At 71.7% G+C, this 15370-nt stretch carries 12 protein-coding genes; 4 read left to right on the forward strand and 8 right to left on the reverse strand.

Features of this window, described 5'->3' with window-relative positions; genetic code table 11:
* Positions 1–165: 165 nt before the first annotated feature.
* The 7 genes from IE97_RS0121025 to rsmI form a co-directional block, all read right to left on the reverse strand.
* Positions 166–1977 (reverse strand): ABC-F family ATP-binding cassette domain-containing protein, encoded by a 1812-nt coding sequence (locus IE97_RS0121025; RefSeq protein WP_030242818.1) that lies wholly within the window; start codon positions 1975–1977, stop codon positions 166–168.
* Between the two features lie 136 nt (positions 1978–2113).
* Positions 2114–3013 carry a 4-(cytidine 5'-diphospho)-2-C-methyl-D-erythritol kinase gene (locus IE97_RS0121030; protein ID WP_030242820.1) on the reverse strand — a complete coding sequence of 300 codons (900 nt, stop codon included), beginning with the start codon at positions 3011–3013 and terminating at the stop codon, positions 2114–2116.
* The gene (gene rsmA / locus IE97_RS0121035) at positions 3010–3897 is read right to left on the reverse strand and encodes a 16S rRNA (adenine(1518)-N(6)/adenine(1519)-N(6))-dimethyltransferase RsmA (RefSeq protein WP_030242823.1); all 888 of its coding nucleotides are present in this window, start codon (positions 3895–3897) and stop codon (positions 3010–3012) included. The genes IE97_RS0121030 and rsmA overlap by 4 nt, the downstream gene beginning before the upstream one ends.
* A gap of 232 nt (positions 3898–4129) precedes the next feature.
* Positions 4130–5695, reverse strand: a complete 1566-nt coding sequence (locus IE97_RS0121040; RefSeq protein ID WP_030242826.1) for a ubiquitin-like domain-containing protein — start codon at positions 5693–5695, stop codon at positions 4130–4132.
* Between the two features lie 138 nt (positions 5696–5833).
* Entirely contained in the window at positions 5834–6715 is an 882-nt protein-coding gene (locus IE97_RS0121045; protein WP_030242829.1) for a TatD family hydrolase, read from the reverse strand.
* Between the two features lie 96 nt (positions 6716–6811).
* Positions 6812–7228, reverse strand: coding sequence for a hypothetical protein (locus IE97_RS0121050; protein WP_030242833.1), 417 nt, complete (start codon positions 7226–7228; stop codon positions 6812–6814).
* Positions 7229–7436: 208 nt separating this feature from the next.
* Positions 7437–8282 carry a 16S rRNA (cytidine(1402)-2'-O)-methyltransferase gene (gene rsmI, locus IE97_RS0121055; protein ID WP_030242835.1) on the reverse strand — a complete coding sequence of 282 codons (846 nt, stop codon included), beginning with the start codon at positions 8280–8282 and terminating at the stop codon, positions 7437–7439.
* 111 nt (positions 8283–8393) lie between these two features.
* Here rsmI and IE97_RS0121060 point away from each other — a divergent pair, with 111 nt between their 5' ends.
* The 3 genes from IE97_RS0121060 to IE97_RS0121070 all read left to right on the forward strand — a co-directional run bounded on the left by IE97_RS0121060 (position 8394) and on the right by IE97_RS0121070 (position 13704).
* Positions 8394–10142 carry a dolichyl-phosphate-mannose--protein mannosyltransferase gene (locus IE97_RS0121060; protein ID WP_030242837.1) on the forward strand — a complete coding sequence of 583 codons (1749 nt, stop codon included), beginning with the start codon at positions 8394–8396 and terminating at the stop codon, positions 10140–10142.
* 128 nt (positions 10143–10270) lie between these two features.
* Positions 10271–11902 carry a penicillin-binding transpeptidase domain-containing protein gene (locus tag IE97_RS0121065; protein WP_030242839.1) on the forward strand — a complete coding sequence of 544 codons (1632 nt, stop codon included), beginning with the start codon at positions 10271–10273 and terminating at the stop codon, positions 11900–11902.
* A 128-nt stretch (positions 11903–12030) separates the two neighbouring features.
* Positions 12031–13704, forward strand: a complete 1674-nt coding sequence (locus IE97_RS0121070) for a penicillin-binding transpeptidase domain-containing protein (RefSeq protein WP_030242841.1) — start codon at positions 12031–12033, stop codon at positions 13702–13704.
* A gap of 19 nt (positions 13705–13723) precedes the next feature.
* Here the strand turns inward: IE97_RS0121070 and IE97_RS0121075 are convergent, their stop codons facing one another.
* Positions 13724–14089, reverse strand: a complete 366-nt coding sequence (locus IE97_RS0121075; protein ID WP_030242843.1) for an SsgA family sporulation/cell division regulator — start codon at positions 14087–14089, stop codon at positions 13724–13726.
* Between the two features lie 168 nt (positions 14090–14257).
* Here IE97_RS0121075 and IE97_RS0121080 point away from each other — a divergent pair, with 168 nt between their 5' ends.
* Complete coding sequence (locus tag IE97_RS0121080; RefSeq protein WP_037844553.1) at positions 14258–15370, forward strand: energy-coupling factor ABC transporter permease; 1113 nt, start codon at positions 14258–14260, stop codon at positions 15368–15370.

Consider the following 15370-nt stretch of genomic DNA (forward strand, 5'->3'; position numbering starts at 1 on the left):
ATTTTTAGCCATGCCCTGAGGTACGAGACGCACTCAGAGTCGTTTCATAAAGTTCTAAGACGACTCTTTGTATCACCACGTTCCGACAGCGCAACGGGCCGATCACCCCTGTTCCCAAGGGAGGACCGGCCCGTGACGCCCTCGTTATGCGCCTTCACGCGCCCTTCACGCGTCCTCGGCGAGTTCCAGCCACCGCATCTCCAACTCCTCGCGCTGACCGGCCAACTCGCGCAGCTCGGCGTCGAGTTCGGCGACCTTCGCGAAGTCCGTTGCGTTCTCGGCGATCTGGGTGTGCAGCTTGGCCTCCCGCTCGGAGACCTTGTCGAGCTGCCGCTCGATCTTCTGCAGTTCCTTCTTGGCGGCGCGCTGGTCGGCGGCGCTCTTCTCCGGGGCGGCGGTCTGCTGCTGGGCTGCGGCGGGGGCCGAGGCGGCCGCGGCCTCCTCCATACGCTGCCTGCGCTCCAGGTACTCGTCGATACCGCGCGGCAGCATCCGCAGGGTGCCGTCGCCGAGCAGGGCGAACACCCGGTCGGTGGTGCGCTCGACGAAGAACCGGTCGTGGGAGATGACGATCATGGAGCCTGGCCAGCCGTCGAGGACGTCCTCCAGCTGGGTCAGCGTCTCGATGTCGAGGTCGTTGGTGGGCTCGTCGAGGAAGAGGACGTTGGGCTCGTCCATGAGCAGCCGCAGCAGCTGCAGCCGGCGCCGCTCACCGCCGGACAGGTCACCGACCGGCGTCCACTGCTTCTCCTTGCCGAAGCCGAACATCTCGCACAGCTGACCGGCGGTCATCTCGCGCCCCTTGCCGAGGTCGACGCGTTCGCGCACCTGCTGCACGGCCTCCAGCACGCGCGTGCTCGCGTCGAGTTCGGCGACCTCCTGGGAGAGGTAGGCCAGCTTCACGGTCTTGCCGACGCGGACGCGCCCGCCGACGGGCTGTGCCTCGCCGTCGGTCCGGGCGGCCTCGGCCATGGCCCGCAACAGGGACGTCTTCCCGGCGCCGTTGACGCCGACAAGACCGATCCGGTCGCCCGGCCCGAGCTGCCAGGTGACGTGCTTGAGGAGGACCTTGGGGCCCGCCTGGACGGTGATGTCCTCCAGGTCGAAGACGGTCTTGCCGAGCCGCGAGGACGCGAACTTCATCAGTTCGCTGCTGTCCCGGGGCGGCGGTACGTCCTTGATGAGCTCGTTGGCGGCCTCGACGCGGAAGCGCGGCTTGGACGTACGGGCGGGCGCTCCGCGGCGCAGCCAGGCCAGCTCCTTGCGGACCAGGTTCTGCCGCTTGGCCTCCTCGGTGGCGGCGATGCGCTCGCGCTCGGCCCGGGCGAAGACGTAGTCGGAGTAGCCGCCCTCGTACTCGTAGACCGTGCCGCGCTGGACGTCCCACATGCGGGTGCACACCTGGTCCAGGAACCAGCGGTCGTGGGTGACGCAGACGAGGGCCGAGCGGCGGTTCTGCAGATGCCGGGCGAGCCAGGCGATGCCCTCGACGTCGAGGTGGTTGGTGGGCTCGTCGAGGACGAGCAGGTCCTGCTCCTCGATGAGCAGCTTGGCGAGCGCGATACGGCGCCGCTCACCGCCGGACAGCGGCCCGATGACGGTGTCGAGCCCCTTGGGGAACCCCGGCAGGTCGAGCCCGCCGAAGAGGCCGGTCAGCACGTCCCTGACCTTGGCGTCGCCCGCCCACTCGTGGTCGGCCATGTCGCCGATGACCTCGTGGCGGACGGTGGCCTCCGGGTCGAGGGAGTCGTGCTGGGTGAGCACGCCGAGGCGCAGTCCGCCGGAGTGCGTGACGCGCCCGGTGTCGGCGTCCTCCTGCTTGGCGAGCATCCGGATCAGCGTGGTCTTGCCGTCGCCGTTACGGCCGACGACGCCGATGCGATCCCCCTCGGAGACGCCGAGGGAGACGCCGTCGAGCAGGGCGCGGGTGCCGTACACCTTGCTGACGTTCTCGACATTGACCAGGTTGACGGCCATTGCTCTCCTACCCAGGGGGGATCGATCAGCCTCCCAGCGTAATGGCCGCTGTTCGGTGGCCGATCCCCCGGCAGGTCAGCGGGCCGCGCGCGGACCTCGGCGACAAGGTCGTGCATGACCTGGCCGGGGCAGGTCGCTACGCCCCGAGTACCGTCGCCCCCGCTGCCGGGCCGGAGGCCGTGCGGACCGTGCGGCAGGTGCCGGAGGCCACCAGTGCCTGTGCCACCGCCGCCGCCGACTCCGGGTCGCGGACGAGGAACGCCGTGGTCGGGCCGGAGCCGGAGACCAGGGCGGTGAGGGCGCCGGCGGCGCGGCCGGTGGCGAGGGTCCCGGCGAGTTCCGGGAAGAGGGAGAGGGCGGCGGGCTGGAGGTCGTTGGAGACGGCGGCGGCAAGCGCGTCCGGGTCGCCCTTGGCGAGGGCGGCGAGGAGTTCCTGGGAGGCGACGGGCTCCGGGATGTCCGTGCCCTCGCCGAGCCGGTCGAACTCTCGGAACACGGCCGGGGTGGACAGACCTCGGCCGGCCATCGCGAACACCCAGTGGAAGGTGCCGCCGACCTCCAGGGGCGTCAGCTGCTCGCCCCGCCCGATGCCGAGGGCCGCCCCGCCGACCAGGCTGAACGGCACGTCACTGCCCAACTCGGCACAGATGTCGAGGAGTTCCTCGCGGGAGGCACCGGTCTTCCACAGCGCGTCGCAGGCCACCAGGGCGCCGGCGCCGTCGGCGCTGCCGCCCGCCATGCCGCCGGCGACGGGGATGTCCTTTGCGATGTGGATGTGGACGCCGGGCGTACGGCCGTATCGCTCGGCGAGCGCCTCGGCCGCCCGTGCGGCCAGGTTCGTACGGTCCAGGGGGACCTGGTCGGCGTCAGGGCCCTCACAGGTGACGCGGAGTTCGTCGGCCGGGGTGACGGTGACCTCGTCGTGGAGGCCGACGGCGAGGAAGACGTTGGCGAGGGGGTGGAAGCCGTCCGGGCGGGCGGCGCCCACCGCCAGCTGGACGTTGACCTTGGCGGGGACGCGGACCGTGACGCTCACGCGGGCTCCTTCTCCTCGTGCCGGTTCGCCTTGTGCTCGGCGATACGCGCGAACTCTTCCACGGTCAGCGACTCTCCCCGGGCCTGCGGGGAGACCCCGGCGGCGACCAGGGCCGCCTCGGCGGCGGCGGCGGACCCGGCCCAGCCGGCGAGCGCGGCCCGCAGCGTCTTGCGGCGCTGGGCGAACGCCGCGTCGACCACCGCGAACACCTCGGTCTTCGAGGCCGTCGTCTTCAGCGGCTCGGTCCGGCGGACCAGGGAGACCAGTCCGCTGTCGACGTTGGGCGCCGGCCAGAAGACGTTCCGGCCGATGGCGCCGGCCCGCTTGACCTCGGCGTACCAGTTGGCCTTCACGGAGGGGACGCCGTACACCTTCGAGCCGGGCGGGGCGGCGAGCCGGTCGGCGACCTCCGCCTGGACCATGACGAGGGTGCGCTCGATGGTCGGGAAGGTGTCGAGCATGTGCAGCAGCACCGGGACGGCCACGTTGTAAGGGAGGTTGGCGACCAGCGCGGTCGGGGCGGGGCCCGGCAGTTCGGCCACGTGCATGGCGTCGGAGTGCACGAGGGCGAAGCGGTCGGCGCGCTCGGGCATGCGGGCCGTGATGGTCGCGGGCAGTGCGGCGGCGAGCACGTCGTCGATCTCGACGGCGGTGACGCGGTCGGCGACCTCCAGCAGCGCGAGGGTGAGGGACCCGAGCCCCGGGCCGACCTCGACGACGACGTCGTCGGGGCGGACCTGTGCGGTGCGGACGATGCGGCGGACGGTGTTCGCGTCGATCACGAAGTTCTGGCCGCGTTGCTTGGTGGGGCGTACGCCGAGGGCTGCCGCCAGTTCGCGGACGTCGGCGGGGCCGAGGAGGGCGTCGGGGGTGGGGCTGGTCACGGGGACAAGGGTACGGGGGGTTTCGCCGGGTGAGTTTCCTGGTGCTCGGGGACGGGGGTGAGGGCGGGGCGTTGCGCAGCCCGGCTTCGCGGGGTGCCGCTGCGCCCACCCTCCCCCAAGCTCTCGGCTTCGCTCGAGCAGGGGGGACCCCCATCGCCCCAGCGGCACGACTGCCCACAGCTGGGCGGGGTGGGTGCCCGCAGCTAGGCGGCGGAGGTCAGCAGTTCTGCTGTCAGCCTCGCAAGCGGCTGCCGCAGTGCGGCCACGGGCTCGCGCCCCGTCGCACGTACAGCTTCTTCGCGCGGTACGTCTGTTCCGCCGCCGGGGCGTCCTGCGGGCGGCCCCGGCCGCCGAGGTCCTGCCAGGTCCGGGTGTCGAACTGGTACAGGCCGCCGTAGGTGCCCGAGGAGTCGACCGCGTCGGGGCGGCCGCCGGACTCGCAGGCGGCGAGGCCCTGCCAGTCGAGGTGGTCGGCGCCCTGCACGGAGGCCGGTCGCGGTTGGGTGCCGACCTTCACCAGCTGCGGGCGGGGTGCGCGCACCATCTCGGAGCTGATGCGGCGCGGCTTCTGCCTGACGCCGTTGACGGTGCGCACGGAGTAGGTCACGCGGCGCAGGCCGGGCTCTCCCGCCTGTTCGACGACCTCCGTGCCGCGGAACAGGGTCGGGTCCTCGGTCCGCTGTACCTGGAACGGGATCGGCTCGTCGCGGACCTCCTTGCCGCCGGTGATCCGCAGCACCGTGACGGTCTGCCCGTCGCGCGGGAAGCTTCCCTGCGGGACCGACGTGGTGTCCTGGCCGCGCAGGGTGATGCCGGCCTCCTCGACCGCGTCCCGCACGGTCGCCGCGTTGGTGCGGACGGTGCGGGCCCGGCCGTCCGCCATGACGGTGACCGTGCGCTCGGTCCGCACGTCCAGCGCGAGGCCCTCACGGCCGATCCGCCGGGAACGCGAGGCGGAGACGTACGCGCCCTCCTGGCGCACCCCCAGTTGTCTGAGCGCCCCGGCCACCGTGCGCGCCGTCGTCCACACCACACGCCGGTGGCCGTCGAGGGTCAGCCGTACGGGCCGGGCGTAGCGCACGGCGACCTCGTCGCCACTGGCGATCTTCTCGTCCGGTCCGGGCGCGACCACGTCGTGGGCGCCGACCTCGACGCCTTCCTCGGCCAGCAGCTCGGTGACGTCGTCGGCGAAGGTGTGCAGCGTGCGGGCCTTGCCGTCCACGCTCAGCTCGATCGCCTTGTCCTTGGCGACGAACGCCGTGGTGCCGCCCGCCAGGAAGGCGACGACCAGGGCCTGGGGAAGCAGCCGGCGGATGGAGCCGTCGCCCGGGCGCTCGACGTACCGAGTTCTGCGCCGGCGTGCGGACCTGCGGTGGGAGCCGGTACGAGCCCCAGTGCGCGATCCGGCACGCGCCTCGGCACGCGCTTCGGCGCGTGATCCGGGACGTGGCTCCGGACGCGGCTCCATACGGAGGTCCGGACGTGGCTCCATACGGAGGTCCGGACGCGGATCCATACGGAGGTCCGGACGTGGCTCCATACGGAGGTCCGGACGCGGATCCATACGGAGGTCCGGACGCGGGTCCCTGCGCGGCTCGGGGGCTCCTGGCCGGGCATGGCCGGGCAGGGGCGACACCTCGTAGGCGGGCCGGTAGGTGTCCTCGTGGAGGCCGGGTCCGCCGTAGCCGAAGGTCTCGGCGTGGTGCGGGTGGGCCGGCGGCACGTGGTGACCGCCGTACACCGGGTCGGGGAAGGCCGGACCGTACGTCTCGTACGTCTCGTAGTGCGGGTTGCTCACGCCGACGCGCTCCAGGGGCCGGAGGGGGTCCAGAGGGGTCCGGATCAGGCCCCCAGAACCTAGCGGAGCGGTCGTCACTCTCCAAAGCGACGCGACTACGCACAGTCGTGCGGTGGGGTCGGAGGGGTCGGCCGAAGGTCAGTAGCCGAAGGCGCGCGCCGTGTTCGCGGCGAGGGCGGTCGCCAGGGTGTCCTCGTCGGCACCGCGCACGTCGGCCATGGCCCGCACGGTGAGCGGCACGAGGTACGGGGCGTTGGGGCGCCCGCGGTACGGCGCCGGTGTGAGGAAGGGCGCGTCCGTCTCGACGAGGAGCAGCTCCAGTGGGGCCACCGCCACCGCGTCCCGCAGGTTCTGGGCGTTCTTGAAGGTGACGTTGCCGGCGAAGGACATGAAGTAGCCGGCGCTCGCGCAGATCTCCGCCATCTCGGCGTCGCCGGAGTAGCAGTGGAAGACGGTCCGCTCGGGGGCGCCCTCCTCCTTCAGGACGCGCAGGACATCCGCGTGGGCCTCGCGGTCGTGGATGACCAGGGCCTTGCCGTGCCGCTTGGCGATCTCGATGTGGGCGCGGAAGGACATCTCCTGCGCGTCCTTGCCCTCGGGCCCGGTGCGGAAGTAGTCCAGGCCCGTCTCACCGACGCCCTTGACCTGCTCCAGCGCGGCCAGCCGGTCGATCTCGGCGAGCGCGTCGTCCAGTGCGGCCCGGCCGCCCGGTTCGCGCGCGCCCTGCCGGGACCAGCCGTCCGGGTCGCCGTGGACGATGCGCGGGGCCTCGTTCGGGTGCAGGGCGACCGTCGCGTGGACGGCCTCGTACGCCGCCGCCGTCTCGGCGGCCCACCGGGACCCCTTCAGGTCGCAGCCGACCTGCACGACCGTGGTCACTCCGACCGACGCCGCCTTCGCCAGCGCCTCCTCGACCGTTCCGGACTGCATGTCCAGGTGGGTGTGGGAGTCGGCGACCGGCACCCGGAGGGGTTCCGGGAGCGGGGGCGCGGCGTGCTTGTCGGAGTCGTTGGAAGGCATGCCCCGATCCTACGAAAGCCCGGTCCCCCGAAAGGGCGACGCCCTCCCCGATGGGGGGAGGGCCGGGGAGGGCGTCGACAAGGGGAGCCGGACGGGTCAGCTCGCCTTGCGCTGGAAGGGGTGGAGCAGGTCGGACAGGTGCCAGTGGTGGTGCTCGCGCCGCTCCTGCCCGGTCTCCGCCTCTGCCGTCGGGGCCTCCACCGGCCCGGCGGGCGGCGGCACCCGCTGCGGCCGGTGCGCAGCGTCCCGCGCCGACGCCACCCGCCCGGGCCGCATGATCCGCACGAGGTGACCGTCGCAGTTGTGGCACGTGGGCTTGCTCAGTGGGGAGGGCACGACCTTGCCGTCCGCGACATAGAGGACGAACTCGTGCCCCGCGGCGTCTATGTGGTGCTCTATCTCGTACGACTGCTCCCAGCCGTGCCCGCAGCGCATGCAGGCGAAGGAGTACGACTCGTGAACGACGGCGTTCGCACCGGCGCGGAGCCCGGTCAGCCCTGCGATCTCACTCATGCCAGCTCCTGTTCCGCTGTGGCGTGAGGACGATTCCGTCCCCGCGACCCAGTGGACTCCTCAGCCGGCCGCACGGCAGCAGACCTGCTCGACTGTTGGCGCCGATTTGGGTGTTCCTTGCCCCGGGCCCCCTCCTGCTTTGCCCACCCATGGGGCGCACGCTCATCCGACATGCGCCCTGCTCAGAGGGGTGTTCGCGCCCCTCGTGTCAGCCGGCGTTCTTCGCGGCGACCACCGCGTCGAACACGACCCTCTTGGGCACCCCGGCCTCCTGCGCGACCGCGGCGATGGCTTCCTTGCGCCGCTCCCCCGCCTCCTCCCGCACCCGGACCCGACGCACCAGTTCCTCGGGCCCGACATCCTCGGCCCCTGGCTCCGGCGCCCCCTCCACCACGACGGTGATCTCCCCGCGCACACCGTCCGCGGCCCACGCGGCGAGCTCGGCCAGCCCGCCCCGCCGGACCTCCTCGTACGTCTTGGTCAGCTCCCGGCACACCGCGGCCCGCCGCTCCGCCCCGAACACCTCGGCCATGGCCGCGAGCGTGTCGTCGAGCCGGTGCGGGGCCTCGAAGTACACGAGTGTGCGCCGCTCACCGGCCACCTCCCGCAGCCGCCCGAGCCGCTCCCCGGCCTTGCGGGGCAGGAACCCCTCGAAGCAGAACCGGTCGACGGGCAGCCCCGACAACGCGAGCGCGGTGAGCACGGCGGACGGCCCGGGCACGGCGGTCACCCGCACGTCCCTCTCGACCGCGGCCGCCACCAGCCGGTACCCGGGGTCGGACACGGACGGCATCCCGGCGTCCGTGACGAGCAGCACACGCGCGCCGCCCACCAGTTCCTCGACCAGTTCCGGCGTACGGGCGGACTCGTTGCCCTCGAAGTAGGACACCACCCGCCCCTTGGGCGTGACGCCCAGCGCCTGGGTCAGCCGCCGCAGCCGGCGCGTGTCCTCGGCGGCGACGAGGTCGGCTCCGGCCAGTTCCTCGGCGAGCCGGGGCGGGGCGTCGGAGATGTCGCCGATGGGGGTGCCTGCGAGTACGAGGGTTCCGGTCACGCCCCCATCCTCCCAGGGGCACAGCGCCCGGACTCCTCCCAGGGGCGGAGGATGCGGACGCATACCGGCCATGCACGGGACTCACACAGAACGGTTCCCTACGATGGCGCGGTGACCAGTACCGCGTCCTCGACGGACACCCGGCAGGGCCAGGCGACGCACGAGCGGCGGCCGCCCTGGCAGCAGCGGCTGCGCCGCTTCGGCTACCAGGGGCAGCCCAGAAGCGACGCCGGTGACGTGCGTGCCCGCCTGGTGCCGCCGTACACCGAGCCCGGCCCGCGCCTGTGGGCGGCGCTCGGCATCCCGCACACGCTCGCGGCGCGGCTGGTGCGCTGGTCGGGCTGGATCGGCCCGCTGCTGGTCACGCTGCTGGCGGGCGTCCTGCGGTTCTGGAACCTGGGCAACCCGAAGGCGGTGATATTCGACGAGACGTACTACGCGAAGGACGCGTGGGCGCTCGTCCACCGCGGTTTCGAAGTCAACTGGGACAAGAAGGCCAACGATCTGGTCCTCTCGTCCGGCGGGGACGTCCCCATCCCGGCGGAAGCGGCGTACGTCGTGCACCCGCCGGTCGGCAAGTACGTCATCGGGCTCGGCGAGCTGCTGTTCGGCTTCGATCCGTTCGGCTGGCGGTTCATGACGGCGCTGCTCGGCACGCTCTCCGTGCTGCTGCTGTGCCGGATCGGCCGGCGGCTGTTCCGCTCCACCTTCCTGGGCTGTCTTGCGGGCGCGCTGATGGCGGTGGACGGCCTGCACTTCGTCATGAGCCGCACGGCGCTGCTCGACGGCGTGCTGATGTTCTTCGTGCTGGCCGCGTTCGGCTGTCTGCTGATCGACCGGGACAGGACCCGGGGGATACTCGCCGCGGCGCTCCCGGTGGACGCGGACGGCCGGGTCCGTCCCGACCGGCACATCGCCGAGACGGCCCGTCTGGGCCTGCGCCCCTGGCGCTGGGCGGCGGGCCTGATGCTGGGTCTGGCCTTCGCCACGAAGTGGAACGGCCTCTACATCCTGGCCGCGTTCTGCCTGATGACGGTCCTGTGGGACGTCGGCTCACGCCGGGTCGCCGGTGCCCGGCACCCTTACGCGGCGGTGCTCAAGCGGGACACGGGTCTGGCGTTCCTCGCCACGGTCCCGGTCGCGATCGTCACCTACGTCCTCTCCTGGACCGGCTGGATCCTCTCCTCCACGGACGGCTCCGGCGGCTACTTCCGCAACTGGGCGGCGACCGCCGGCAAGGGCGGCGACTGGACCTTCCTGCCCGACTGGCTGCGCAGCCTGTGGCACTACGAGCACCAGGTGTACGAGTTCCACGTCGGCCTGTCCTCACCGCACACGTACCAGTCCAACCCGTGGAGCTGGCTGGTCCTGGGCCGCCCGGTGTCCTACTTCTACGAGTCCCCGGCGCCCGGCCGGAAGGGCTGCCCGGCGGACGCGGGCGAGAAGTGCGCCAGCGAGGTCCTCGCCCTCGGCACGCCGCTGCTGTGGTGGGTCGCCTGCTTCGCGGTCCTCTACGTCCTGTGGCGCTGGCTGTTCCGCCGCGACTGGCGGGCGGGCGCCATCGCCTGCGGCATCGCGGCCGGCTATCTGCCCTGGTTCATGTACCAGGAGCGGACGATCTTCTTCTTCTACGCCATCGTCTTTCTGCCGTTCCTGTGCCTGGCGGTGGCGATGCTCCTCGGCGCGATCATCGGCCCGCCGCGTTCCTCCGACACCCGCCGCGTCGTGGGCGCCACGGCAGCGGGTGTCCTGGTCCTGCTGATCAGCTGGAACTTCATCTATTTCTGGCCGCTGTACACCGGTCAGGCCATCCCGATCGACGACTGGCGGGCGCGGATGTGGCTGGACACATGGGTGTGATCTGTGTTCGGTCAAAAATCGAAACGCCCGTCCCGGTGGTAACCGCTTGCGCATAGAGTGCTCCGGGGATCGAGCTTTCTGAACGCGTTCAAGGGAGCGCGGAGAGCTCAACGGGGAGGGGCCGACCGATGGGCAAGGGGGTCAAGGCCGCCGTCATAGGCGGCGTGTTCGCGGTGATGGTCGGCGGGGCCGGGTACGGGGCCTACAACATCGTGAGCGCGTTGAGCGGCGACGGGGGCACGAGCGGGGTGGCCGCGGAGAAGAAGTCGGGGCCGCCCGGCGAGGACGAGGTCAAGGAGACCACGGCCAAGTTCTTCGCGGCCTGGGAGGAGGGCGCGCCCGGGAAGGCGGCGTCGTACACGAACAACGACGCGGCCGCCGACGCGCTGCTGTCCGCGTTCGCCGACGACGCGCACATCACCGACGTGAAGATCACGCCGGGCGCGGCGAACGGAACGACCGTGCCGTACACGGTGAAGGCGAAGGTCGCCTACGGCGGGAAGTCGGAGCCGATCGGCTACAAGAGCGAGCTGACGGTCGTGCGCGGTCTCACCACCGGTCGGGCGCTGATCGACTGGCAGCCCTCCGTCGTGCACCCCGGGCTGAAGAAGGACGACACGCTCGTCACGGAGCAGTCGGCCAGCCCTCCCATCGAGGCCGTCGGCCGCGACGGCTCGGTGCTCACGAAGGAGAAGTACCCCTCCCTCGGCCCGGTCCTGGACGCGCTGCGGGAGAAGTACGGCGAGAAGGCCGGCGGCACGCCCGGCATCGAGCTCGTCATCCGGCACACCGCGGGGAACGCCCCCGACACCCCGCTGCTGACCCTCGCCGAGGGCAAGGCGGGCAAGCTCGAGACGACCATCAGCCCGAGCGCTCAGACGGCGGCCGAGAAGGCGGTCAAGCGGTTCGCCCAGTCGTCGGTGGTGGCCGTCAAGCCGAGCACCGGCGAGGTGCTGGCCGTGGCGAACAACCGTACGGACGGCTTCAACGCGGCCTTCGAGGGCCAGGCCGCCCCCGGCTCCACCATGAAGATCATCACCGCCGCGATGCTGATCGACAACGGCGTGACCTCGATGAACGACCCGGCGCCCTGCCCGGACACCGCCGTGTGGCAGAGCCAGACGTTCAAGAACCTGACGGGCATGAAGCCCAACGAGAACGCCACGCTCGCCAACAGCTTCATGCGGTCCTGCAACACCGCCTTCATCAAGCTCATCGACGAGAAGCCGCTCACGGACACCTCGCTGACCCAGGAGGCCGAGGAGCGATTCGGGCTCGGGCAGGACAACTGGAAGACCGGCGTCGTCTCCTTCGACGGCAGCGTCCCCGCCGTCGGCGGCCCGGACCGGGCGGCGGGCGCCATCGGGCAGGGCCAGGTCCAGATGAGCCCGCTGAACATGGCCTCGGTGACCGCGACCGCGATCACCGGCGCCTTCCGCCAGCCCTACCTCGTCTCGCCGGAACTGGACGACCGGCAGCTCGCCCGGGCCGAGGGCCTGAAGGCGGGCACCGCCGCCCAGCTGAAGCAGATGATGCGGCTCACCGCCACCCAGGGCACCGCCGTGGAGGCCATGCGGGGACTCGGCGGTGACGTCGGCGCCAAGACCGGGTCCGCCGAGGTCGACGGCAACGCCAAGTCCAACAGCTGGTTCACCGGGTTCCGGGGCGACATCGCCGCGGCGGCCATGACCGAGGAAGGCGGGCACGGCGGCGACGCGGCCGGTCCGATTGTCGCAGCCGTGCTACGAACGGGTGGCTGATCTCACCCGGGCCGGAAGGGACTCTAGGGTGGTGGCCGTCGTTGGGACGGCTGGGGCCTGTACCGGGAGGCAGGAACAGGCCCTGAGGGCAACGGGGACCCTGGAGATTCGCGGAGGAAAGAACAGCAGTGGGCAACAGAAGGCGCGTCGCCGAGCGACGGAACACGAAGCCCGTCCTGATCGGCGGGGTGATCGCCGTGGTCGTCGTCGGCGCCGGCTTCGGCGCCTACGCGCTGACCGGCGGCGGCGCGACGGCCGACGACGGTTCCCGGGCCGCGTCCGCCGACCAGAAGCCCGAGGTGAAGACCGGGCCGCTGTCGCCGGCCGAGGTCACCACCACCGCGCGCACCTTCCTCACCGCCTGGCAGTCGGGGAAGGTCCCGCAGGCCGCCGCGGCCACCGACGACTCGGCCGCGGCGAAGCGGCTGCTCACCGGCTACACCAAGGACGCCCGCATCAAGGACGTCACCCTCACCCCGGGCAAGCCGACGGGTGACAAGGTGCCGTTCACCGTCAAGGCCACGGTGTCGTACAAGGACACCGAGAAGCCGCTGGCGTACAACAGCGCGCTGACCATCGTCCGCCGCACCAGCGACGGAAAGCCGCTGGTCGACTGGCACTCCGCCGTCGTCCACCCGGACCTGAAGGACGGCGACACGCTGGTCACCGGCGAGGCGGGCACGCCCCCGGTCAAGGCCCTCGACCGGGACGGCGGCGAACTGACCAAGCAGAAGTACGCCTCGCTCGGCCCGGTCCTGGACGGGCTGCGCGAGAAGTACGGCAAGGAGGCCGGCGGCAAGGCCGGCATCGAGCTCCGGGTCGTGCGCGGGAAAGCCGCCAAGGCGAAGGACCTGTCCGACAAGACCCTGCTGGAGCTGAGCGAGGGCACGCCCGGCACGGTGAAGACCACCCTCGACCCTGGCCTGCAGGCCGCCGCCGAGCAGCAGGTCGCGAAGAAGGCCCGGTCGTCGGTGGCCGTGGTGCGGGTCTCGACCGGCGAGATCCTGGCCGCCGCCAACGCCTCGCCCGGCTTCAACACCGCCCTCCAGGGCTCCCTCGCCCCCGGCTCCACGATGAAGGTGATCACGGCGTCGATGCTGCTCGAGAAGGGCCTGGCGTCGGCGGACAAGAAGCACCCGTGCCCGAAGTACTTCACGTACGGGCACTGGAAGTTCCAGAACCTCGACAAGTTCGAGATCAAGGACGGCACCTTCAAGGCGAGCTTCGCCCGCTCCTGCAACACGGCCTTCATCAGCCAGGCGCCGAAACTCAAGGACGACGACCTGACCAAGCATGCCCAGCAGGTCTACGGCCTCGGCCTGAACAACTGGGCGATCGGGGTGCCGTCGTTCGACGGCGCGGTGCCGGTGCAGTCGGCGGCCCAGATGGGCGCCTCGCTGATCGGGCAGGGCGGGGTCCGGATGAACCCGCTGAACATGGCGTCGGTGTCGGCGACGGTCAAGTCCGGCACCTTCCACCAGCCGTACCTGGTCTCCCCGGACGTGGACGGGCGCAAGCTCGCGACGGCCTCGCGCACCATGTCGGCGGGCACCCTGTCCCAGATGCGGGAACTGATGTCGTACACGGCCGCCGCCGGCACGGCCGCCGAGGCGATGGCCGGGGTCAGCGGTGACGTCGGCGCGAAGACCGGTTCCGCCGAGGTCGACGGCCAGAAGAAGCCGAACGGCTGGTTCACGGCCTACCGCGGCGACCTGGCCGCCGCGGGCGTGGTCCAGCAGGGCGGCCACGGCGGCTCGACGGCCGGGCCGATCGTCGCGGCGCTGCTGAAGGCGGGCGGCTGACCAGGGGGCTCAGGCCCCCTCAGTGCGTCACCGGTTCCGCGGCGGCCATGTACGTCCGCCGCAGGAACCGCAGCAGTGCCTGCCGCTCGAACTGCACCACCAGCACGCCCTCCGGGGAGTGGAACTCCACGACGGCCTGCACCCGCCCGCAGGGCCACACCCGCACCTCGCCGCTGCCGGTGGGAAATCGCAGCCCCTCCTCCAGCAGCTCGCGGTCGAAGGTCCACTCGCGCGCCCCGGCCCCGGGCAGACCGATGCGCACCGAGCGGGGATCCCGCTCGGGGTCGTACCGCAGCGTGACGGGGATCGCCTCCAGCTCGTCGACCAGCGGGACGGCAACGTCCGTGACGACGTGGGCTCGGGCGTACTGCTCGACTACGGACATCGGACGGCCCCTTCACCGTGCGCCATCAGCGTGGAAACTGTGCGTCCACGCCCTCTCCAATGTCGCATATTTTCTGGATTGCGGTATTCGGGCCGGACATATCACGGGTGAGATAAAACGAGCGACCCGCTCTTGCATATCGTTCGCATCAAGCCACATCATCGAACGGTGCATGTACCTGACGGATTCATCAACGCGCCCACCTCCGCCGCCACCGGCGTGATCGCCGCGGGCGCCGTCGCCGTGAGCCTGCGCGGCGCACGCCGCGAACTCGACGAGCGCACCGCCCCGCTGGCCGGGCTGGTGGCGGCGTTCATCTTCGCCGTGCAGATGCTGAACTTCCCCGTCGCGGCGGGGACCAGTGGCCACCTGCTCGGCGGCGCGCTCGCCGCGATACTCGTCGGACCCTTCACCGGGGTCCTGTGCGTCTCTGTCGTCCTGCTCATGCAGGGAATCCTCTTCGCGGACGGCGGCCTGACCGCGCTCGGCGTGAACATCACCAACATGGCGATCGTCACCGTGGTCGTCGCCTACGCCCTCTTCCGCGGTCTGGTGAAGCTGCTGCCGCGCACCCGCCGCTCGGTCACCGCCGCCTCCTTCGCCGCGGCTCTGATCTCCGTCCCGGCCTCCGCCCTCGCCTTCACCCTGATGTACGCCGTCGGCGGCACCACCGACGTACCGATCGGCAAGGTCGCCACCGCCATGGTCGGCGTGCATCTACTCATCGGCATCGGCGAGGCCGTGATCACCTCACTGACCGTCGGCGCGGTCATCGCCGTACGCCCGGACCTGGTGTACGGAGCCCGCGGCCTGACACAGAAGCTCAAGCTGCGGGTGAACGGCGAACTCGTCGACGCGCCCGACGCGGAACCCGAGCCCGCCCCCGTGGCCGCCCGGGCCTCGCACCGCAAGGTCTGGGCCGCGGGCCTGGTCACCTCCCTCGTCCTGGCCGGTTTCGTCAGCTTCTACGCCTCCGCCGCCCCGGACGGCCTGGAGAAGGTCGCCGGCGACCACGGCATCGACAAGAAGGCCGAGGAGCACGCCGTGGCCGGCTCCCCGCTCGCCGACTACGGCGTCAAGGACATCGACGACGCCCGCCTGTCCGGGGGTCTGGCGGGCGTCATCGGCGTCGGGGTCACGGTCGTCGCGGGCACCGGTGTGTTCTGGGCCGTGCGCCGCCGCCGCTCGGACGACACGTCCCCGTCGGAGACGACGAGCACCATAGGGAGCACGTCGGGCACCTCCAGCACGACCGGCACGTCGAGCACCTCGGGCGTCTGA

The organism is Streptomyces sp. NRRL S-455 (genome assembly GCF_000717875.1).
Taxonomy (GTDB): domain Bacteria; phylum Actinomycetota; class Actinomycetes; order Streptomycetales; family Streptomycetaceae; genus Streptomyces.